This window comes from Hypericibacter adhaerens, from assembly GCF_008728835.1.
In the GTDB taxonomy this organism is placed as follows: Bacteria; Pseudomonadota; Alphaproteobacteria; order Dongiales; family Dongiaceae; genus Hypericibacter; species Hypericibacter adhaerens.
On record NZ_CP042582.1, the window covers coordinates 3,016,788 to 3,035,656 of the forward strand.

The 18,869-nt window shown below is 67.8% G+C and carries 21 protein-coding genes and 1 tRNA gene; 2 read left to right on the forward strand and 20 right to left on the reverse strand.

What is annotated here, in order from left to right:
* Positions 1-211 precede the first annotated feature (211 nt).
* The 8 genes from FRZ61_RS13170 to FRZ61_RS13205 all read right to left on the reverse strand — a co-directional run bounded on the left by FRZ61_RS13170 (position 212) and on the right by FRZ61_RS13205 (position 5,197).
* Positions 212-288, reverse strand: a tRNA-Pro gene (locus FRZ61_RS13170).
* 107 nt (positions 289-395) lie between these two features.
* Positions 396-944, reverse strand: coding sequence for a MerR family transcriptional regulator (locus FRZ61_RS13175; protein ID WP_151118162.1), 549 nt, complete (start codon positions 942-944; stop codon positions 396-398).
* The gene (locus tag FRZ61_RS13180) at positions 944-1,264 is read right to left on the reverse strand and encodes an integration host factor subunit alpha (RefSeq protein ID WP_151118163.1); all 321 of its coding nucleotides are present in this window, start codon (positions 1,262-1,264) and stop codon (positions 944-946) included. The genes FRZ61_RS13175 and FRZ61_RS13180 overlap by 1 nt, the downstream gene beginning before the upstream one ends.
* A gap of 345 nt (positions 1,265-1,609) precedes the next feature.
* Positions 1,610-2,581: a beta-ketoacyl-ACP synthase III gene (locus tag FRZ61_RS13185; protein WP_325553008.1), complete on the reverse strand. Its 972-nt coding sequence runs from the start codon at positions 2,579-2,581 to the stop codon at positions 1,610-1,612.
* A gap of 2 nt (positions 2,582-2,583) precedes the next feature.
* Entirely contained in the window at positions 2,584-3,633 is a 1,050-nt protein-coding gene (gene plsX / locus FRZ61_RS13190; protein WP_151118165.1) for a phosphate acyltransferase PlsX, read from the reverse strand.
* Positions 3,634-3,665: 32 nt separating this feature from the next.
* Entirely contained in the window at positions 3,666-3,848 is a 183-nt protein-coding gene (gene rpmF, locus FRZ61_RS13195; protein WP_151118166.1) for a 50S ribosomal protein L32, read from the reverse strand.
* 123 nt (positions 3,849-3,971) lie between these two features.
* Positions 3,972-4,511, reverse strand: a complete 540-nt coding sequence (locus tag FRZ61_RS13200) for a DUF177 domain-containing protein (protein ID WP_151118167.1) — start codon at positions 4,509-4,511, stop codon at positions 3,972-3,974.
* A 131-nt stretch (positions 4,512-4,642) separates the two neighbouring features.
* Positions 4,643-5,197: a ubiquinol-cytochrome C chaperone family protein gene (locus tag FRZ61_RS13205; protein ID WP_151118168.1), complete on the reverse strand. Its 555-nt coding sequence runs from the start codon at positions 5,195-5,197 to the stop codon at positions 4,643-4,645.
* 119 nt (positions 5,198-5,316) lie between these two features.
* On the opposite strand from FRZ61_RS13205, the gene FRZ61_RS13210 reads away from it, so the two are divergent.
* The gene (locus tag FRZ61_RS13210; protein ID WP_151118169.1) at positions 5,317-5,778 is read left to right on the forward strand and encodes an outer membrane protein assembly factor BamE; all 462 of its coding nucleotides are present in this window, start codon (positions 5,317-5,319) and stop codon (positions 5,776-5,778) included.
* 133 nt (positions 5,779-5,911) lie between these two features.
* Here the strand turns inward: FRZ61_RS13210 and FRZ61_RS13215 are convergent, their stop codons facing one another.
* On the reverse strand, positions 5,912-7,996 hold the full coding sequence (locus tag FRZ61_RS13215) for a sodium-translocating pyrophosphatase (protein WP_151118170.1): 2,085 nt from the start codon (positions 7,994-7,996) through the stop codon (positions 5,912-5,914).
* A 397-nt stretch (positions 7,997-8,393) separates the two neighbouring features.
* On the opposite strand from FRZ61_RS13215, the gene FRZ61_RS13220 reads away from it, so the two are divergent.
* Positions 8,394-9,416, forward strand: coding sequence for a DMT family transporter (locus FRZ61_RS13220; RefSeq protein WP_151118171.1), 1,023 nt, complete (start codon positions 8,394-8,396; stop codon positions 9,414-9,416).
* Here FRZ61_RS13220 and FRZ61_RS13225 read toward each other — a convergent pair.
* From FRZ61_RS13225 to FRZ61_RS13275, 11 genes are all read right to left on the reverse strand, one after another.
* Positions 9,413-9,862: a flagellar basal body-associated FliL family protein gene (locus tag FRZ61_RS13225; RefSeq protein ID WP_151118172.1), complete on the reverse strand. Its 450-nt coding sequence runs from the start codon at positions 9,860-9,862 to the stop codon at positions 9,413-9,415. The genes FRZ61_RS13220 and FRZ61_RS13225 overlap by 4 nt on opposite strands.
* Positions 9,863-9,945: 83 nt before the next feature.
* On the reverse strand, positions 9,946-10,956 hold the full coding sequence (gene thiL, locus FRZ61_RS13230) for a thiamine-phosphate kinase (protein WP_225308789.1): 1,011 nt from the start codon (positions 10,954-10,956) through the stop codon (positions 9,946-9,948).
* Entirely contained in the window at positions 10,931-11,446 is a 516-nt protein-coding gene (nusB, locus tag FRZ61_RS13235) for a transcription antitermination factor NusB (RefSeq protein WP_151118174.1), read from the reverse strand. Before nusB ends, thiL begins: the two co-directional genes overlap by 26 nt.
* Positions 11,443-11,952: a 6,7-dimethyl-8-ribityllumazine synthase gene (locus FRZ61_RS13240; protein ID WP_151118175.1), complete on the reverse strand. Its 510-nt coding sequence runs from the start codon at positions 11,950-11,952 to the stop codon at positions 11,443-11,445. The genes nusB and FRZ61_RS13240 overlap by 4 nt, the downstream gene beginning before the upstream one ends.
* 12 nt (positions 11,953-11,964) lie before the next feature.
* Positions 11,965-13,110 carry a 3,4-dihydroxy-2-butanone-4-phosphate synthase gene (ribB, locus tag FRZ61_RS13245; protein WP_151118176.1) on the reverse strand — a complete coding sequence of 382 codons (1,146 nt, stop codon included), beginning with the start codon at positions 13,108-13,110 and terminating at the stop codon, positions 11,965-11,967.
* On the reverse strand, positions 13,107-13,700 hold the full coding sequence (locus tag FRZ61_RS13250; RefSeq protein WP_151118177.1) for a riboflavin synthase: 594 nt from the start codon (positions 13,698-13,700) through the stop codon (positions 13,107-13,109). The genes ribB and FRZ61_RS13250 overlap by 4 nt, the downstream gene beginning before the upstream one ends.
* A 47-nt stretch (positions 13,701-13,747) precedes the next feature.
* Positions 13,748-14,878: a bifunctional diaminohydroxyphosphoribosylaminopyrimidine deaminase/5-amino-6-(5-phosphoribosylamino)uracil reductase RibD gene (ribD, locus tag FRZ61_RS13255; RefSeq protein ID WP_407657814.1), complete on the reverse strand. Its 1,131-nt coding sequence runs from the start codon at positions 14,876-14,878 to the stop codon at positions 13,748-13,750.
* Positions 14,879-14,994: 116 nt separating this feature from the next.
* Positions 14,995-15,453 carry a transcriptional regulator NrdR gene (gene nrdR / locus FRZ61_RS13260; protein WP_151118178.1) on the reverse strand — a complete coding sequence of 153 codons (459 nt, stop codon included), beginning with the start codon at positions 15,451-15,453 and terminating at the stop codon, positions 14,995-14,997.
* Positions 15,454-15,486: 33 nt separating this feature from the next.
* On the reverse strand, positions 15,487-16,785 hold the full coding sequence (gene glyA, locus FRZ61_RS13265; protein WP_151118179.1) for a serine hydroxymethyltransferase: 1,299 nt from the start codon (positions 16,783-16,785) through the stop codon (positions 15,487-15,489).
* A 60-nt stretch (positions 16,786-16,845) separates the two neighbouring features.
* Positions 16,846-17,283: a ribose 5-phosphate isomerase B gene (gene rpiB, locus FRZ61_RS13270; protein WP_151118180.1), complete on the reverse strand. Its 438-nt coding sequence runs from the start codon at positions 17,281-17,283 to the stop codon at positions 16,846-16,848.
* Between the two features lie 360 nt (positions 17,284-17,643).
* A complete protein-coding gene (locus tag FRZ61_RS13275; protein ID WP_151118181.1) occupies positions 17,644-18,765 on the reverse strand; it encodes a branched-chain amino acid ABC transporter substrate-binding protein in 1,122 nt (373 codons plus the stop codon).
* Positions 18,766-18,869: the final 104 nt, after the last annotated feature.

Genomic DNA, 18,869 nt, shown 5'->3' on the forward strand with positions numbered 1-18,869 from the left:
TCGCGGCGGACCGGCGATCGAGCGATGGATCGTCGGGTCGATCGCAACGATCCGCGGCTCGCTTCACGATTCATCCCGATGCGGCGCGGGCCGGCGCGAAGGCACCGGAAGCGGCCCGTCATGCGAGCGCTCGCCCTTCCCCATGCCGCCCCGGATCGCAAGGCCCGGGGCCCCGGTCAGCTCTGCCATGTCTTGAACGATTGGGGGAAAATGGTCGGAGCGACAGGATTTGAACCTGCGACCCCCAGACCCCCAGTCTGGTGCGCTACCAGGCTGCGCCACGCTCCGACGACCCTGGGGCGCCCTTATAGCGGCCCGCCCGGGTCCAGGCAACCATCGCTGCCCTGCGGCAAAAACCCCGCGGAAAATCGTCCGGGAAACCTCGATAAAACGGTTCAGCCCAGCAGGCGCGCCAGGCGGTTGCGGAGGTCCGTCAGCTCCTCGATCGCGTTCTCGATGAGCTCGCGACGATGGGTTTCCGGATCGGCCGTCTCCGCCGCTGCAGGCGGTGCCGTGACGGCGTCCAAAAGGTCGGGCTCGGCCGCCGGCTCATGCTCCGCGACCGGGAGTTCCGCAGGCTCGGCCGTCTCCGCAGCCGCCATCTCCTGGGCACGGGAGCGGAACACGCCTTCGCGCATCAGCCGCTGCACGCCCTTGATCGTGTAGCCCTCTTCATAGAGCAGCTTGCGGATCGCCCGCAGCAGATCGACATCCTCGGGCCGGTAATAGCGGCGCCCCCCGCCCCGCTTCAGCGGGCGCACCTGGGAGAACTTGGTTTCCCAAAACCGCAACACATGCTGCGGCACATCAAGCTCGGTCGCCACTTCGCTGATGGTGCGGAAGGCGCTCGCGGATTTCTCATTGCGGCGAGCGCCTGCGTCCCGGCTCTCGGCCGGGAGGGCGTTCTCCGCCTCATGGCGACGCTGCGGTTGCGGCAGCGGCATCAGTCAGCCTCTTTCGGCGCCGTCTCGGGGCTGCCCCCGTTCACGCGATGCTTGAGGACATGCGAGGCCCGGAACACCAGCACCTTGCGCGGCTTGATCGGCACTTCCTCGCCGGTCTTCGGGTTCCGCCCGATGCGCTGTCCCTTCTGGCGAACCATAAAGGTACCGAATGACGAGATTTTCACAGTCTCGCCCTTCGCCAGCGTATCGGCGATCTCCTTCAGCACCGTCTCCACCAGATCAGCCGACTCATTCCGTGACAAGCCGACCTCTTGGTAGACGGCTTCGCTGAGTTGGGCTCGGGTGACCGTGTTGCTCATGGCATTCCCCCGTTCTTCATCCAAAACGCTAGCGCGCGGCGAGAAACCAGTCAATTACAGGAGGATCGGCCTCGCTCTTGAACCTCGATGGGCGATCACGAATCCAACCCACGAGCGAATCCCGTTAACCATGATGCATGGGCTTGTTCGGACGGTCTAATCCTCTTCGGGACCCCGCCTGTGTCATCACCGGGGCAGCCCCATGTCCGACTCGGGACGGATCTGTTTCAGGAAGTAAGTGGATAAGACACGGGATAACTCGCCCGGCGACGGCCCGGCGGGAGGCCTCGGAGGCAACAGGGACGAGGGTCGGACCCGGCCGACAGCCGGGGCGGGAAATCCGGCCTACCAGCGCAGCAGGGCCGAGCCCCAGGTGAACCCGCCCCCCATGGCCTCGAGCAGGACCAGCTGGCCCGGCTTGATGCGGCCGTCGGCCTTGGCCTCGGCCAGCGCCAGGGGGATCGAGGCGGCGGAGGTGTTGGCATGGCGGTCGATCGTGACGACCACCTTCTCCGGGGGCAGCTTCAGCCGCTGCCCCATGCTGTCGATGATGCGCAGGTTGGCCTGGTGCGGCACCAGCCAGTCGATCTCCGATTCCGAGACGCCGTTCTGGGCGATCGCGGCATCGACCGCCTGGGCCAGCTTGGTCACGGCATGGCGGAAGACCTCGCGGCCTTCCATGCGCACGAAGCCGGCCTTGCCGGTGCTGGAAGGGCCGCCGTCGACATAGAGCATGTCGTGATAGCGCCCGTCGGAGAAGAGATGGGTCGAGAGCACGCCGCGGTCGCTCTTGTCCCCTTTGCTCTCGACGGCCTTGAGCGCCACGGCCCCGGCCCCGTCGCCGAACAGCACCGAGGTGCCGCGGTCGTTCCAGTCGAGAATGCGGGTGAAGGTCTCGGCGCCGATCACCAGCGCGCTCTTCGCCTGCCCCACCTTGATGAAGTTGTCGGCCACGGCCAGCGCATAGACGAAGCCCGAGCAGACCGCCTGCACGTCGAAGGCCATGCCATGATGCATGCCGATCGCCGCCTGGACCCGCGTGGCGGTCGCGGGGAAGGTCTCGTCGGGCGTGGTGGTCGCGAGCACGATCAGGTCGAGCTCGTCGGGCGTCATGCCCGCATCCGCGAGGGCGGCCTCGGCCGCGTTGATCGCCAGATGCGAGGTCAGCTCGCCCTGGGCCGCGACATGGCGCTGGCGGATGCCGGTGCGCTGACGGATCCACTCGTCCGACGTCGCCATCTTCGTGGCGAGATCGGCGTTGGTCACGACCTTTTGGGGAAGATAGGCGCCGCAGCCCGCGACCAGAGACCGGATCACGCTCACAGTTCCGCCGCCTGCGGGCGCGAAACCGCTGCGGTGTTGGTGTTGCCGAAATCCTCGGTGATGCGCGCCAGCGCGCGATGCATGATCATATCCGCCGCCACGCCGATCGCGTTGGAGAAGCCCAGCGCGTCGGTACCGCCATGGCTTTTGACGGCGATACCGTTGAGCCCCATGAAGATGGCGCCGTTATAGCGGCGCGGATCGGTCCGCAGCCGCAGCGCGTTCAAGGCAGGCCGCGCCAGGAGATAGCCCAGCTTCGACAGGAACGAGCTCTTGAAGGTGGCGCGCATGAACTCGGCATAGAGCTTGGCCGTGCCCTCGATCGATTTCAGCGCGATGTTGCCGGTGAAGCCGTCGGTCACCACCACGTCGACCGTGCCCTTGGCGATGTCGTCGCCCTCGACAAAGCCGTGAAAGCTGCCGGGCAGCTTGAAGTCGCGCAGAAGCGCGCTCGCCTCGCGCAGCGCCTCATGGCCCTTCATATCCTCCGAGCCGACATTGAGCAGTCCCATGGTCGGGCTGACGACGCCCAGCACCGTGCGGGCGAAGACGTTTCCCATCACCGCGAACTGCACCAGGTTGTCGGCGTCGCATTGCACATTGGCGCCGAGGTCGAGCATCACGCTCTCGCCCTTGAGCGTCGGGAAGAAGGAGGCGATCGCCGGCCGGGTGATGCCCGGCAGCGTCTTCAGCACCACCTTCGCCATGGCCATCAGCGCGCCGGTATTGCCCGCCGAGACGACGCCGGCGGCGTCGCCGCTCTGCACCGCGTCGATCGCAAGGCGCATGCTCGAGCTGCGGCCGGTGCGCAGCGCGGTCGAGGGCTTGTCCTCGCCCTTCACCATCTGGTCGGTATGGTGGATGGTCGAGACCTTGGCCAGCGCGCGATACTTGTCGAGCAGCGGCTTCACCCGCTGCTCGTCGCCGAAAAACAGGAAATGCACCTGAGGGAAGCGCTGGCGCGCGATGTTCGCGCCCTTCACCACCATCTCGGGAGCACGATCGCCGCCCATGGCATCGAGCGCGATGGCAAATTGCCCGGTCACGCGGTCTCCTCTCGGGAGATCAGCCGACGAGATCAGGCGGCCTTGGACTCGGAAACGCTCCGCCCGTCGTAATACCCACAGGCGCCGCACACATGGTGGGGCCGCTTGAGCTCGCCGCAATTGGGACACTCAGCATGCGCATTCGGCTTCAAGGCGTGATGCGAGCGGCGCATGTTGCGGCGCGACTTCGAGGTCTTTTTCTTAGGAACAGCCATTGTCTTACGTTCTCCGCAGGGGCCACCGGCCGGCGCGCCCGTTTTCTAGCCAAAAACCTTTGTTCCGGCAAGCCAAAGCCCGCTCGAAACCACCCGTGTGAACGGGCTTCACTCCCGGGCCCTTCAGCCCTTCTTCTTCCCCTGCAGCGCCGACAGCGCCGCGAAGGGCCGCTTGGGTTCCGGTTCACCCGGCGCTTCGTCGCGCCAGGTCACATCGGCACCCGGAGCGCGCGGATAAGGATCGATCCGCTCCGCCAGCTCCTGCACCACCGTCTCGCCCAGATCGATCGCGCCCTCCTCGATCGGTTCCGGCGGAGCCTCCGATTCGACCGAGACCACCGCCTCGGCCTCCGGGCCGGGCTCCGCTTCGACGAACTCGACCGCGAACTCGCCCTCGATCTCGCTCGCCACCGGCGCCAGGCTCGCCACGCAAAGCTGGGTCAGCTTCGCCTGGAGCCGCCCCTCCACGGCGATCCGGCCGCGCGAAAGACGTTTCAGCCGGAGCTCGGCCCGCAGCAGGTCGAGGCTTTCCAGCCCCAGCCGCGCCGCCAACGCCTCGCGTTCCGCCGGCTTGGCCTCGATCTGCCGACCGATTTCGTCCCGGCCGATGCGCTCGACGCGAATCGGTCTGGAAAATTCGGGCTGTAGCTGGGGTTCGGCCATCGCGACGCTCCTTGGGCGCCGGCCGCAAAAAGCGCGCCAACATAAGGAAAGCCCCCGCCCCGGTCAATGGTCGCTTGGTCGCGCCCGGGAACGGCTTGGGAACACAAGGAATCTAATTTTAGTCCAATATGTTAAGACCGGTCCAGGCCGGGAGCGGGAAAGGAAACCCGCCCCTCCAGCAGGGCGGCGGCGGGCTGCGCGGCCAGGTCCGCGGCCGCCTGGCCCAGATAGCGGCCCATCGCCGCCAGAGGCAGCCCCTGCCGGTCCGGCAGCGTTCCATAGAGGTTCCGCGCCAAGGCATCGGCCAGGGCGGATCCCGCCGGATCCGACAGGGCGGCTTCGTAGGCCGCCGAGCGGCCGTAGAAGGCCTTGGCCATGGCCTTCACCCGTTTCCCCACGCTCAGGTCGCCGACGCCGATCTCCCGCAGCGATTCGTCCATATCGACGAACATGCGGTCGAAGAGGCGCTGGGCCAAGGCGGCGCCGGCCGGGCCCTCGGCCCGCAAACGGCGCAGGACCAGGAAGGCATGAAGCGTCAGCATCTCGAACCGGCCGTCGAGGCTGTCCGGCACGCGCCCTTCCCGGAAGAAGGCGGGCTGCCGCGCCTGCTCCACCAGGGCGGCGTAGAGTCGTTCCGCCGGCGTGGCCGATGGGTCGGAACGGAACAGCCGGGAAAGCCAGCTCATCGCGCAGCCTGCTGTAAGGGAAGGATAATGCCGTCAGGCCGGTTGACAGGGTTCCGGGCTGATGGAAAGGTGCGGCGCGTCTGGCGGCGTGCCGCCAAGGGGATCAAGAGGTCGTGAGTATGGGTCGTCGTCGACGTGTTGCGCTGAGCGTCGCAAGCTTTGCCGTGGCGGCGCTGACCGCGGGCTGCAGCCCGACGATCGATACGCGCGGCAATCTGCCCGACGCCGACAATGTGCTGAAGATCCAGCCCGGCATCGACACCAAGAACGAGGTGGCGCAGCTCCTGGGCTCGCCGTCGACCACCGGCACCTTCAACGACAACAAGTGGTACTACATCAGCACCCGGACCCGGAGCGTCGCCTTCCTCGAGCCCGAGATCGAGGATCAGCAGGTCCTGATCGTCAGCTTCGACAAGACGGGTGTGGTCGACGACCTCAAGGTCCTCGGCCTCGAGGATGCCAAGCAGATCGAGCCGAACGAGCGCGTGACGCCGACGCTGGGCCGCGAGCTGACGATCATCCAGCAGCTCCTCGGCAACCTCGGCCGCTTCAACAAGGACGCCGAGGAAAGCGGTCCCTGATCGAAGGCCCGGCCGCTCCTCGCGGGCCAGACCCGGCGAGCGCGGCATCCACCCGGCAAAGCAAAGCCCCGGCGGGCGATCCCGCCGGGGCTTTTCCTTCTCATGCGAGGCAGCCGTCACGAAACCCCGGCCGTCACACGGCGGCGAGGATCGCGAGCAGCAGCAGCGCCACGATGTTGATGATCTTGATCATCGGGTTAACGGCGGGACCGGCGGTGTCCTTGTAGGGATCGCCGACCGTATCGCCCGTCACCGCGGCCTTGTGGGCGTCCGAGCCCTTGCCGCCGTGATGGCCGTCCTCGATGTATTTCTTCGCATTGTCCCAGGCGCCGCCGCCCGAGGTCATCTGGATGGCGACGAAGAGACCGGTCACGATGGTGCCGAGCAGCATGGCCCCCAGCGCCGTGAAGGCCTCGGCCCGGCCCGCGATCGCGTCGATCACGAAATAGAGCACGATCGGCGCCAGCACCGGCAGCAGCGACGGCACGATCATCTCTTTGATCGCGGCCTTGGTCAGCAAATCGACGGCGCGGCTGTAATCGGGCTTCGCCTTGCCCTCCATGATGCCCTTGATCTCCTTGAACTGGCGCCGGACCTCGATCACGACCGAGCCCGCCGCGCGGCCCACGGCCATCATGCCGAGAGCGCCGAAGAGGAAGGGCAGCAGGCCGCCGACGAAGAGGCCGATCACCACGAACGGATCCTGCAGCCGGAACTCGACCGACAGGTCCGGGAAGTAGTGGCGGAGATCCTCGGTATAGGCCGCGAACAGCACCAGGGCCGCGAGCGCCGCCGAGCCGATGGCGTAGCCCTTGGTCACGGCCTTGGTGGTGTTGCCGACGGCGTCGAGCGCGTCGGTGGTCTTGCGCACGTCCTTCGGCAGGTCCGACATCTCGGCGATGCCGCCGGCATTGTCGGTGACGGGGCCGTAGGCATCGAGCGCCACGACCATGCCGGCCAGCGCCAGCATGGTGGTCGCAGCGACCGAGATGCCGAAGAGGCCGGCGAACGAGAAGGCCACGATGATGCCGGCGCAGATCACGATCACCGGCAGGGCGGTCGCTTCCATCGAGACCGCGAGGCCCTGGATGATGTTGGTCGCATGGCCGGTCTCCGAGGCCTTGGCCACGCTCTTCACCGGACGATAGGCGGTCGAGGTGTAGTACTCGGTGATCCAGACCAGGAGGCCGGTCACCGCGAGGCCCACCAGCGAGCAATAGAAGATGTCGCCACCGGACACGGTCCGCTCGCCGATCTGCAGCGCCGCATCCCAGCCGAAAAGCTGCTGGATGACGATGAAGATCAGGACCGCCGAGATGATGGCGGCCACCACGAGGCCCTTATAGAGGGCGCCCATGATGTTGTTGGAGGAACCGAGGCGCACGAAGAAGGTGCCGATCACGGAACCGACGATGCAGACGCCGCCGACCAGCAGCGGGAAGAGCATGAGCGCGCTCTGCTGGGCCGGATCGACCACGAAGATCGCGGCCAGCAGCATCGTCGCCACCACCGTGACCGCATAGGTCTCGAACAGGTCGGCCGCCATGCCGGCGCAGTCGCCGACATTGTCGCCCACGTTGTCGGCGATCACGGCCGGGTTGCGGGGGTCGTCCTCGGGAATGCCGGCTTCGATCTTGCCGACCAGGTCGGCGCCGACGTCGGCACCCTTGGTGAAGATGCCGCCGCCCAGGCGCGCGAAGATCGAGATCAGCGAGGCGCCGAAGCTCAAGGCCACCAGGGCCTCGAGGATGTGGCGCTGCTCCATGCCGGTCGAGCGCAGGATGAAGTAGTAGATGGAGACGCCGAGCAGGCCCAGCCCCACCACCAGGAGGCCAGTGATGGCGCCCGACTTGAAGGCGATCGCGAGCGCCGGCTTCAGGCCCTGGCGCGCGGCCTCGGCCGTGCGGACATTGGCGCGGACCGAGACGTTCATGCCGATATAGCCGGCAGCGCCCGAAAGCACCGCGCCGATCACGAAACCGATCGCCTGCCAGAGGCCCAGCGTCACGGCGAGGATCACGACGATCACGATGCCGACGATGCCGATGGTGGTGTATTGGCGGTTGAGATAGGCGCGGGCACCCTCCTGCACCGCCGCCGAGATCTCGCGCATGCGGTCATTGCCGGTGCCGGCCGCCATCACCGAGCGTGCGGCGTAGATGCCGTAAAGCAGCGCCAATACGCCGCAAGCAATGACGATCCATTCCGTGGTGGCCATAGCAGTCCTTCCATCCCTTAGGGAAACTTGCCCGGAGAAGCCGGCGGGGGCGCACGAATCGGCAGCCCGCCGCCCGGCCGGGCGGCTGAAAAATGCGGGGCGGACCTTAGGGGATTCAGGACCCCAAGGCAACACGGGAAGGCGCGGGTTTGCAGCCATTTCCCGAAGGGATGCCCGGCCTCGGGCCGGTCTTCCAAGGGGCGGTCTCGTCGGATGGTCGGGCCTTCGCGGGGAAACGCGGCCCCGGGGTCGGGAGGGGGCGGAACCGGCCGCCGGCACCGGCCCGGCCTCCGCCAGGGATTAACCACCCCGGGAGAAGGCCGGTGCGGTATTTTCCCGCACCAATCGGCGGCCCGCCGGATATGCTCGCGCGCCCGCTTCACGGCACGATGAGCCCATGTCGCTTCAATCCAGCCTCGCCTTCACCCTTTCCGTTCCGGATCTCTGGCGCGCCGCCGCGCGGCGCCTGGGCGGACTCTTCGAACAAGCGCCCCTCTTCTGGGGCATCCTGCTGATGCTGGCGACGACCGGCCTCTGGGCCGTGGCCTTTGTCGCGCCCCTTCTGATGAACGGATCGAGCGCCGCCGAGATCACCGTCGGCCGGTTCCTCGTCTATGGCGCGATCTCGGTCGCCTCGCTGGGCGCCGGCGGATTCCGATCGCTCACTTGGCGCCATTTCGGCATCGCCTTCGCCCTGGCACTGGCCGGCAACGTGGCCTTCTATTTCATCCTCACCATCGGCATCCAGCTCTCCGGTGCCACCTTCGCGATCCTGATCTTCGGCATGGTGCCTGTCACCGTCTCCCTGTTCGGGCGCATGGCCGCGAAGGAAGGCGCGCTCAGCGTCATCGCCCTGCCGCTCGGCATCTTCATGGTGGGGGTCGTGACCTTCAATCTCGGCAAGACGGATTTCCTGCGCGACATGTCCGACTTCTCCGCGCTCGGAACCCTGCTCCTGCTCGGCTGCCTCGCCATGTGGACCTGGTATGCCATCGCCAACTCGCGCTTCCTGCAGGCCCATCGCAGCATCGATCCCGGCCGATGGAACTCGCTGATCGGGACCGCCTCGCTGGTGGCGGTTCTGGCGGCGGCCCCCGTTTTCTACGCCCTTGGCGAGCTGCGAAGCCCCTTGGCCATTCCGCGGCAGGAGCTTCACGGCATCCTGTTCTGGAGCATCGTGCTCGGCGCGGGCTCCACCTGGCTCGCCTACCTGCTGTTCAACATCGCAGCCCGGCTTCTGAAGGTGAGCCTGCTCGGCCAGCTCATCATCTTCGAAGCCTTCTTCGGCGTGGCCTATGTGTTCCTGGCAAGCGGCAAGCTGCCCAACCCGCTGGAGCTCGCGGGCTTCGCCGTGGCGATCGTGGGGATCTGGTGGTCGATCCGCCGCCTGCAGGGGAAAGCGCCCCCGGCGGCCAGCTAACTGGCGAAGCGCGTCTCGACGGCGGTGAAGGTCACGTTGGTGATGCTGCCAGGCTCGCCCATCACCTTGTCGGCCGCGATCAGGAGCCGGCCCTTGACCAGGTCGAGATTGAAGTTCTGCTCCTGCATGTAGCGCCGGCCGAGCAGGTCATAGAGCACGACGAAGAGCCGGTCGTTCAGCACGGGCAGTCGCGCCTCGGCCTTGGGCCGGACGGATTCGTCCTTGAGCTCCATCGTCAGCTCGACCGTGATCATGCCGTGGGGCATGCCGTCGCGGATCACCGGCACGGTGAAGGCCGGCAGCTTGAGATAGGCGATGGGGGCGGCCACGGGTGCCGCCGCGAGCTGCGGGTCGGCGGGTTTTTCGCGCAGGAAGAACCACCAGGCCGCGGCACCGCCGCCGCCCAGCAGAATCAGCAGGAGCAGGATCAGGACCAGCTTCTTCATGGCGGCCCCAAGATCGCCCCGGGGCGTTGAAAATTGGGTTAAGGCTTGACTAAGTTCGAGGCAAATCCAGGCGGCCTAAGCGCTTAGAAATGCTCCCATCCCCGCCGCGCCAGGGGGATCTCCCGGCCCTGGCCGTCAAGCAGCCGCACGGTCCCGGGGCTCGAGCCCGAAGGCTCGATCATCCGCCCGACCTCGGTCAGTCGCAGATTCAGCCGCCGGCCCAGATCGGCGAGGGTCGCCCGCGCGGCGGCCGGCGCCGTGAACAGCAGCTCGTAATCGTCGCCCCCCGCGACGATGTCGACGATCAGGGCCGGATCCTCGTCCAGGGCCCGCGCCGCCGCCGGCGAGAGCGGCAGCCGGTCGCGCTCGACCTCGGCCGCCAGGCCGGACTGCTCGCCGACATGGCCGAGATCGGCGATCAGGCCGTCGGAGATATCGAGCGACGCCCGCGCCAGGCCCTCCTCGAGCAACGCCCCCCCGAGGCGGAGGCGCGGCTGCGGCAGGCGATACCGGTCGATGAGATGGTCGCTCTCCGCCTTGGGCATCGCGGGAAACCGGCCGCGCAGCCGCTTGAGCCCGAGCACGGCATCGCCGAGCGTGCCGCTGACGAAGACGAGATCGCCCGGCTTGGCCGCGTTGCGCCGCAAGACCCGGCCTATCGGGACTTCGCCCAGAACCATGATCGAGATCGACACGGGCCCCGGCGTGCTCATGGTGTCGCCGCCGAGCAGGCCGATGCCGAACTCGGCCTGGTCCGCGGCGAGGCCGGCGCAGAAGGATGCGATCCAGGGCTCGTCGACCGAGGCATCGAGCGCGCAGGTCATCAGATAGCCGAGCGGTGCGGCCCCCTTGGCCGCCAGGTCGGAGAGATTGACGCGCAGCGCCTTGCGCGCGATCTGATCGGGCGGATCGTCGGTGAGGAAATGCACCCCGCCGACCACGCCGTCGGTCTTCAGCACCAGCTCGGTGCCGGCCCGCGGTGTCAGGAGAGCGACATCGTCGCCGAGACCGAGCGCCCCCGGCGTCGCCGCCGCCAGCGGCGCGAAATAGCGCCGGATCAGCTCGAACTCACCCGGTCGTTTCGCGCTGGCCACGCGTATCGCCTCCGAGCTCGTCGGGCCTGAGCGAGCGCGCGATCCGATCGAGGATGCCGTTCACGAGACCGGTCTCGCGGTCGCCGAGGAAGGCCGCGGAGATCGCGACATATTCGCTGATCGCGACCCGGGCCGGCAGATCCGGGCGCGCCGATACCTCGTAGGTGCCGGCGCGCAGCACCGCCAGCAGCAGAAGCTCGAGCCGCTCGACCGACCAGTCCGGATCGAGCACCGCGGCGATCATGTCGTCGAGCTCGCCGCTGGTGGCCGAGGCCCCGCGGACGATATCGGAGAAGAGCTGCGGGTCGCTCTCGGGCACCCCGCCCTCCTCGATCGCCTTGCCCAGCCGGTGACGGATGAACTCGGAGATGACGATGGACGGATCGGCGCCGGTGAGCGCGATCTGATAGAGGGCCTGCACCGCGGCCAGGCGCGCGCCGCGCCGCGGATCGATCGCGGCGGGGTCCTTGCCGGTTTGCCTGGTGCTCATGGGCCGGCTTCGATGACGCGATCGACGCCGTATTTGCGCTTCAGCGCGACCATCGCCAGGCAGGCATTGACCGCGTCGCGGCCCTTGTTCTTCTCGGTGACGCGCGCCCGCGCCAGCGCCTGCGCCTCGTTCTCGACCGTGAGGATGCCGTAGCCGATGGCGAGGCCGTAGCGGATCGCCAGCTCCTGGAGACCGCGCGCGCTCTCGCCGCAGACATAGTCGTAATGCGTGGTCTCGCCGCGAATGACGCAGCCCAGCGCCACATAGCCGTCGAAAGGCTGCTTCACGCCGTGGGTCGCCTCGACCACGATGCGGATCGCAGCCGGCACCTCGAAGGCGCCCGGCACCTGGATGGTTTCATAGCTGCAGCCGGCCGCCTCGAGCGCCTGGGTGGCGCCTTTCAGGAGCTCGTCCGAGATATGGTCGTAGAACCGGGATTCCACGATCAGCACATGCGGCGCGCCGGCCTTGCCGGCCGATGGCTTGGAGGTCGTTGTACGGGCCATGACAGGACTGCCTCAGCGCGCCGGCGGAATGGGCCACTGGTCGACGACCGTCAGGCCGTAGCCCTCGAGGCCGACGATGGTGCGGTGGGTGTTGGAGATCAGGATCATCTCGCGCACCCCCAGATCGATCAGGATCTGCGCGCCGACGCCATAGTCGCGCAGCTGGCCCGTGCTCTCGCTCTTCTGGTTGTGATGCGCCAGCACCCGCTCGCTGAGGCTGGTCGGGTGCGGCTCGCGGATCATGACGACCACGCCGCGGCCGTGATCGGCGATCATCTGCATCGCGGCCTGAAGCTGGCCGCCCCGCCCGCCCGTGGTGTCGCCCAGCACGTCGTCCAGCACATTGAGCGCATGCATGCGCACCGGGATCGGGCCCGGCGCCGAGAGGTCGCCCTTCACCAGCGCGATATGCTCGGCATAGGCCACGCGGTTCACATAGACGATCATCTGGAACTTGCCGCCATAGCGGCTCTCGAACTCGGTCTCGATCGAGCGCTCGACGATGCGGTCGTGGCGGCGGCGATAGGCGATGAGGTCGGCGATGGTGCCGATCTTGAGGGCGTGGCGCTGGGCGAAGGCGATCAGGTCGTCGCGGCGCGCCATGGTGCCGTCGTCGTTCATGATCTCGCAGATCACGCCCGACGGGTTGAGGCCCGCGAGCCGCGCCAGGTCGACCGCGGCCTCGGTATGGCCCGCGCGCACCAGAACGCCGCCGTCGCGCGCCTGCAGCGGGAAGACATGGCCCGGCGTCACGATGTCGGCCCGGGTCTTGCTCGGATCGATCGCGGTCGCGATGGTCCGCGCGCGGTCGGGCGCCGAGATGCCGGTGGTGACGCCCTCTCGCGCCTCGATCGAGACGGTGAAGGCCGTCTGATGCCGGGTCCCGTTATGCTGCGCCATCAGCGGCAGGCCCAGATGCTCGACACGCTCGCCGGTCAAGGCCAGGCAGATCAGGCCGCGGCCGTACTTGGCCATGAAATTGATCGCGTCGGGGGTCGCCATCTGTGCCGGGATGACGAGGTCGCCCTCGTTCTCGCGGCTCTCGTCGTCGACCAGCACGAACATGCGCCCGTTGCGCGCTTCCTCGATGATGCTCTCGGTCGGCGAGACGAGGTCGGAGAAGGTCGCCCGCCAGGGCTCGAGCTTGGGCTGGCTCATGCCGGTTCCTTTTCGGTGAGGCGGGCAAGGTAGCGCGCCATCATGTCGATTTCCAGATTGACCCGGTCGCCCTCATGGGCGGCGCCCAGGTTGGTGGCCTCGAGCGTGATGGGGATGATGTTGACCCCGAAATCGACGCCCGCGACCTCGTTCACGGTCAAAGAAACGCCGTCCATCGCGATCGAGCCCTTGGACGCGATGAAGCGCGCCAGGGCCTTGGGCGCGGAGACGGTCAGCCGAACGCTGCCGCCGTCCGGGCGCACGGACTTGATCCGGCCGACGCCATCGACATGGCCGCTCACCAGATGGCCGCCCAGTTCGTCGCCGAGTCGCAGCGCGCGCTCCAGATTGACCCGGGTGCCCACCTGCCAGCCGCCGAGCGTGGTCACATCCAGCGTCTCGTTCGAGGCCTCGAAGGCGAACCAGCCGGGCCCCTTCTCCACCACCGAGAGGCAGCAGCCATTGCAGGCGATGGAAGCGCCCAACGCGATCCCTGCGGTGTCGTACTGCGTCTCGATCACGAGCCGCGTCACCGCGCCGGGCTTGCGCTCGCGGACCTTGCCGAGATCGGTGATGATGCCGGTGAACATGCGTGACCCGAGGTTGTGCGGGGCGAGAGGCCCGAAGCCGCGCTAATCTATGAGCGGCGTTTATAGCTTTCCAGCAGGTCGGCGCCCAGGGGCTCCGCTGCTATGCGCTGGAAGCGGGGCATCTCGGTGAGACTTGCAAGGCTGAGCGGACCGGCGGCCGGAATGCCGTCGCCGCCGATGATGCCCGGGCTGCGGAACCAGGCCAGCCGGTCCACCAGGTCCTGCGCCAGCAAGGAAGCGGCCAAGCGGCCGCCGCCTTCGACGAGAAGGCGCGTCAGGCCCCGGCCGGCGAGTGCCTTCAAGACCGCCTGGAGATCGAGACGGCCATCCTTGTCCAGGGGCACCTCGATCAGCTCAGCTCCGGCCTTGCGAAAGCTTTCCTTTCGCGCGTCTGCGACATCCGGCCCCACCACGATCCAGCTGGGGTGCACGTCGCCGGAGACGACCAGCTTGGCCGAGGGTGGCAGCGCCAGATCGCGGTCGAGCACGATACGAACGGGTCGCCGATCCTCGAAGCCCGGCAGCCGTACCGTCAGCTCGGGATCGTCGGCGAGCGCGGTGGCGCCACCGACGAGCACCGCATCATGCTGCGCCCGCATCAGATGGACGCGGGCACGCGACGCCTCGCCGGTGATCCAGCGGCTTTCGCCGCCGGCGAGCGCGATGCGACCGTCGAGCGTGCTCGCGATCTTGAGCGTGACCAGCGGGCGGCCCAGCCTCACGCGCGAGAAGAAACCGGCATTGAGATCGGCCGCCTCGTCCTGCAGCGGACCCAGCGCGACCGCGATGCCCGCCGCGCGCAGCTTCGCCAGCCCGCGGCCCTGCACGCGCGGATCGGGATCCTCGATCGCGGCGACGCAGCGCTCGATGCCGGCGGCGACCAGCGCTTCGGCGCAGGGCGGCGTCTGGCCGTGATGCGAGCAGGGCTCGAGGCTGACATAGGCGGTGGCGCCCTTCGCCGCCGCACCGGCGCGGCGCAGCGCCTCCACTTCCGCATGCGGCCGCCCGCCGGGCTGGGTCCAGCCCCGGGCGATGACGCGGCCCTCGGGCGCCACCAGCACGCAACCCACCGCCGGATTGGGCCAGACCCGCCCCAGCCCCCGCGCCGCCAGCGTCAGCGCGGCGCGCATATGCGCGATGTCGGTATCGGTGGGTTTGGGGCTCTTGGCCAACTTCACTCTGCCCGTTGCACGTCCCACGCCGTCATCCCCGCGAAAGCGGGGATCCATGCTTCAGCAGCGGCGAACCCGGCAGGATGGATCCCCGCTTTCGCGGGGATGACGACCGGGAGTTCTCAATCCGCGTCGCCGCCGAGGCGGCCGACGAATTCCTCGAAGTCCTTCGCCTCGCGGAAATTGCGGTAGACCGAGGCGTAGCGGACGAAGGCGACCTGGTCGAGGCTCTTGAGCGCCTCCATCACCATCTCGCCCACCACCTTGGACGGGATCTCGCTCTCGCCCGAGCTTTCCAGCCGGCGCACGATGCCGTTGACCACGCGGTCGAGGCGGTCGCTGTCCACGGGGCGCTTGCGCAGCGCGATCTGCATCGAACGCATGACCTTGTCGCGATCGAAGGGCTCGCGCTGGCCGTTGCTCTTCACCACGGTCAGCTCGCGCAGCTGCACGCGCTCGAAGGTGGTGAAGCGCGCGCCGCAGTTCGGACATTGCCGCCGCCGCCGGATCGCCGATCCGTCCTCGGTCGGACGGGAATCTTTGACCTGAGTATCCTCGTTGCCACAGAACGGGCAGCGCATCGCGAGTCCCCCTTTCGCTTGGCGCCCGCTCGGCTAGCGCCGACCGGTATAGACCGGGAAGCGCCGGCAGAGCTCCTGGACCTGGGCGCGAACCTCGCGCTCGGTCCTGCTGTTGTCGTCCGGATGGGCCGCCATCCCGTCGAGCACCCGCCCGATCAAACGGCCCACCTCCTTGAATTCCGCGACCCCGAAGCCGCGGGTGGTCGCCGCCGGCGAGCCCAGCCGCACGCCGGAGGTGATGGTCGGCTTCTCCGTGTCGTACGGAATGCCGTTCTTGTTGCAGGTCATGCCGGCATGCTCGAGGCTCGCCTCGGCCGCCTTGCCGGTGAGCTTCTTCGACCGCAGATCGACCAGCATCAGGTGATTGTCGGTGCCGCCCGTGGTGATGGCCACGCCCTGCCCCACCAGCGTCTCGGCCAGCGCCTTGGCGTTGTCGACCACCTGCTTGGCATAGAGCTTGAACTCGGGCCGCAGCGCCTCGCCGAAGGCGACCGCCTTGGCGGCGATCACATGCATCAACGGGCCGCCCTGGAGGCCCGGGAACACGGCGGTGTTGATCTTCTTCCCGATCTCCTCGTCCTGGGCGAGGATCATGCCGCCGCGCGGGCCCCGCAGCGTCTTGTGCGTCGTGGTGGTGACGACATGGGCATGCGGCAGCGGGCTCGGATGCACGCCGCCCGCGACCAGGCCCGCGAAATGCGCCATGTCCACCATGAAATAGGCGCCCACGGAATCCGCGATCTTGCGGAAGCGCTCGAAATCCCAGAAGCGCGGATAGGCGGAGCCGCCGGCCAGGATCAGCTTCGGCTTGTGCTCCTTGGCGAGCTTCTCGACCTCGTCCATGTCGACGCGCAACGTATCGGGCCGCACATTATAAGGCACGACCTTGAACCACTTGCCCGACTGGTTGACGGGCGAGCCGTGGGTCAGATGGCCGCCCGCCGCGAGATTGAGGCCCATGAAGGTGTCGCCCGGCTGCAGCAGCGCCATGAACACGCCCTGGTTCGCCTGCGCGCCCGAATGGGGCTGCACATTGGCGAAGCTGCAGCCGAAGAGCTTCTTCGCGCGCTCGATCGCCAGCGCCTCGGCCACGTCGACATATTCGCAGCCGCCGTAGTAGCGCCGGCCCGGATAGCCCTCGGCATATTTGTTGGTGAGGACCGAGCCCTGCGCCTCCAGCACGGCCACGGAGACGATGTTCTCCGAGGCGATCAGCTCGATCTGATCCTGCTGGCGGTGCAACTCGTCGCTGAGGGCATGGGCCAGTTCCGGATCGCGCTCGGCGAGCGGCATGGTGAAGAAGCCGGGAATCTGGGCAGCGGCGGCGGACATAGCGATCGGTATCCTCTTTCTCTCTTCAGCGATGGTCGAACTTCAGCGGGCAGGCTGTCGTCAGGACAGCTTGCCGACACGCCTCGTATGCCGCTCGCCCCCCTCGAACGCGGTGGCGAGAAACGTCTCGAGGCAGTCCTTGGCGACCTCGGGCCCCAGCAGGCGCGCGCCCAGGGCCAGCACGTTCGCGTTGTTGTGCTGGCGCGCGAGCCGGGCGCTGGTGCCGTCATGGCAGACGGCCGCGCGAACATGGCGGTGGCGGTTGGCCGCGATCGAGATGCCGATCCCGGTGCCGCAGATGAGCACGCCGCGCGCGGCGCGGCCCTCTTTCAGGGCCGCGGCCAGCTTGTCGGCGAAATCGGGATAATCGACGGATTCCGGGCCGTTCGTACCGAGGTCGAGCGATTGGAATCCCAGGCGGACGAGTTCCGCCTTGAGCAGTTCCTTGAGCTCGAATCCCGCGTGATCGGCGGCGATGGCGATGGTCTCTGGCGGCATCGGCGCGAGGCTGCTTTCCGGGGTTGGCAAGACCGGTAGCCTTACCACATCTGGCGGGCGGCAACCAAGGCGCCGCAAACCCTCGCGGGAACCACAATAGGGCGCAAGCAGCGCCAAAGGAGCCGCGCCCGCGACATTGAGGAAGGTTAACGGGGGCGGGGCGAAAGGAAGGAACGATAAAGCGGCGATCCCCTCCCCCGCCTTGCGGGGGAGGGTCAGGGAGGGGCTGCTCGGTGTCCAAGACCGCGCAGCCCCCTTCCTAGCCCCCGTGCCGGGGGAAGGGACAGTCGACGCTTCCCCCAAAAGCAGAAGGGCCCGGCGTTGCCGCCGGGCCCTTCCTCAACCGGCCGTTGAGGCGGATTACTTCGCTTCGGCGTAGTTGCCGTCCTTGAAGACGTACCACACATAGGTGGCCTTCTTCAGATCGCCCTTGGCGTCGAAGCCGAGCGAACCGATCACCGAGTCCCAATCCTGCGAGCGCAGGGCGGCGGCGACCTTCTCGGAGTCCGTGGTGCCGGCCTTCTTCACCGCTGCGGCCCAGATCTGGATCGCGGCATAGGTGGAGAGGGTGTAGCCCTCGGGCTCGAACCCGTCCTTGCGGAAGGATTCCACGACGGCCTTGGCGCTCGGCAGGTTGCGCGCCTCGGCGGCGTTGGTGAACATCGTGCCGTCGGCGGCCTTGCCGGCGAGGGTCGCGAACTCGAGCGTGTTGAGCGAGTCACCCGAGAGCAGCGGCGCCTTCAGGCCCTGCTCGCGCGACTGCTTCACGATCAGAGCGGCCTCGGGGTGATAGCCGCCGAAATAGATCACGTCGGCCTTGGCGTCCTTGAGCTTGCTGACGAGCGCCGTGTAGTCCTGCTCGCCCGCGGTGATGCTCTCGTTGAGGACTTCCTTCACGCCGGCCTTGTTCAGCGCATCGCGGGTCAGATCGGCGAGGCCCTTACCATAGGCCGACTTGTCGTCGACGATGGCGATGTTCTTGCCCTTGAAGTGCGCGGCGAGCCAGGCGCCCGCGAAGGAGCCCTGCTGGTCGTCGCGGCCGCAGGTGCGGAACAGCGTGTCCCAACCGGAGGCAGCGGCGTCCTCGGTGAACTTCGGGTTGGTCGAGGCCGGCGTGATCTGCAGGATGCCTTCCTCGTGATAGACGGCCGAAGCCGGGATCGACGAACCGGAGCAGAAGTGACCGGCGACGAACACGACGCCCTTCGACACGAGGTCGTTGGCGACCGCGACCGCCTGCTTCGGATCGCAGGCATCGTCGCCGACTTCGAGCTTGAGCTGCTTGCCCAGCACGCCGCCCGCGGCGTTGATGTCCGCCACGGCCTTCTCGGCGCCGCGCTTCAGCTGCGCGCCGAACTCCGCCAGGTCGCCGGTGATCGGGCCGGCCACGCCGATGGTGAGGTCGTCCGCGCGCGCGGGCGTCACCGACAGCGACGCCGCGACGGCCGCAGCCGCCAGCAGCGGTAGTGCAAATTTACGCATCAATCGTCTCCCTGTTGCAGTGATGGGCTCCGGCTTTGAGCGCCGGCAGCCCTCTGGAAAACTTTCGTTATCGCCGCATACCTTGCAGGTTGATGACATTCTAC

Bases quoted from the DNA above. Each gene is read 5' to 3' on its own strand.
- FRZ61_RS13175 (WP_151118162.1), bottom strand. From the start codon at position 944: ATGCCGCTGCCGCAACCGCAGCGTCGCCATGAGGCGGAGAACGCCCTC.
- FRZ61_RS13180 (WP_151118163.1), bottom strand. From the start codon at position 1,264: ATGAGCAACACGGTCACCCGAGCCCAACTCAGCGAAGCCGTCTACCAA.
- rpmF (WP_151118166.1), bottom strand. From the start codon at position 3,848: ATGGCTGTTCCTAAGAAAAAGACCTCGAAGTCGCGCCGCAACATGCGC.
- FRZ61_RS13200 (WP_151118167.1), bottom strand. From the start codon at position 4,511: ATGGCCGAACCCCAGCTACAGCCCGAATTTTCCAGACCGATTCGCGTC.
- FRZ61_RS13205 (WP_151118168.1), bottom strand. From the start codon at position 5,197: ATGAGCTGGCTTTCCCGGCTGTTCCGTTCCGACCCATCGGCCACGCCG.
- FRZ61_RS13210 (WP_151118169.1), top strand. From the start codon at position 5,317: ATGGGTCGTCGTCGACGTGTTGCGCTGAGCGTCGCAAGCTTTGCCGTG.
- FRZ61_RS13215 (WP_151118170.1), bottom strand. From the start codon at position 7,996: ATGGCCACCACGGAATGGATCGTCATTGCTTGCGGCGTATTGGCGCTG.
- FRZ61_RS13220 (WP_151118171.1), top strand. From the start codon at position 8,394: ATGTCGCTTCAATCCAGCCTCGCCTTCACCCTTTCCGTTCCGGATCTC.
- FRZ61_RS13225 (WP_151118172.1), bottom strand. From the start codon at position 9,862: ATGAAGAAGCTGGTCCTGATCCTGCTCCTGCTGATTCTGCTGGGCGGC.
- nusB (WP_151118174.1), bottom strand. From the start codon at position 11,446: ATGAGCACCAGGCAAACCGGCAAGGACCCCGCCGCGATCGATCCGCGG.
- FRZ61_RS13240 (WP_151118175.1), bottom strand. From the start codon at position 11,952: ATGGCCCGTACAACGACCTCCAAGCCATCGGCCGGCAAGGCCGGCGCG.
- ribB (WP_151118176.1), bottom strand. From the start codon at position 13,110: ATGAGCCAGCCCAAGCTCGAGCCCTGGCGGGCGACCTTCTCCGACCTC.
- FRZ61_RS13250 (WP_151118177.1), bottom strand. From the start codon at position 13,700: ATGTTCACCGGCATCATCACCGATCTCGGCAAGGTCCGCGAGCGCAAG.
- nrdR (WP_151118178.1), bottom strand. From the start codon at position 15,453: ATGCGCTGCCCGTTCTGTGGCAACGAGGATACTCAGGTCAAAGATTCC.
- glyA (WP_151118179.1), bottom strand. From the start codon at position 16,785: ATGTCCGCCGCCGCTGCCCAGATTCCCGGCTTCTTCACCATGCCGCTC.
- rpiB (WP_151118180.1), bottom strand. From the start codon at position 17,283: ATGCCGCCAGAGACCATCGCCATCGCCGCCGATCACGCGGGATTCGAG.
- FRZ61_RS13275 (WP_151118181.1), bottom strand. From the start codon at position 18,765: ATGCGTAAATTTGCACTACCGCTGCTGGCGGCTGCGGCCGTCGCGGCG.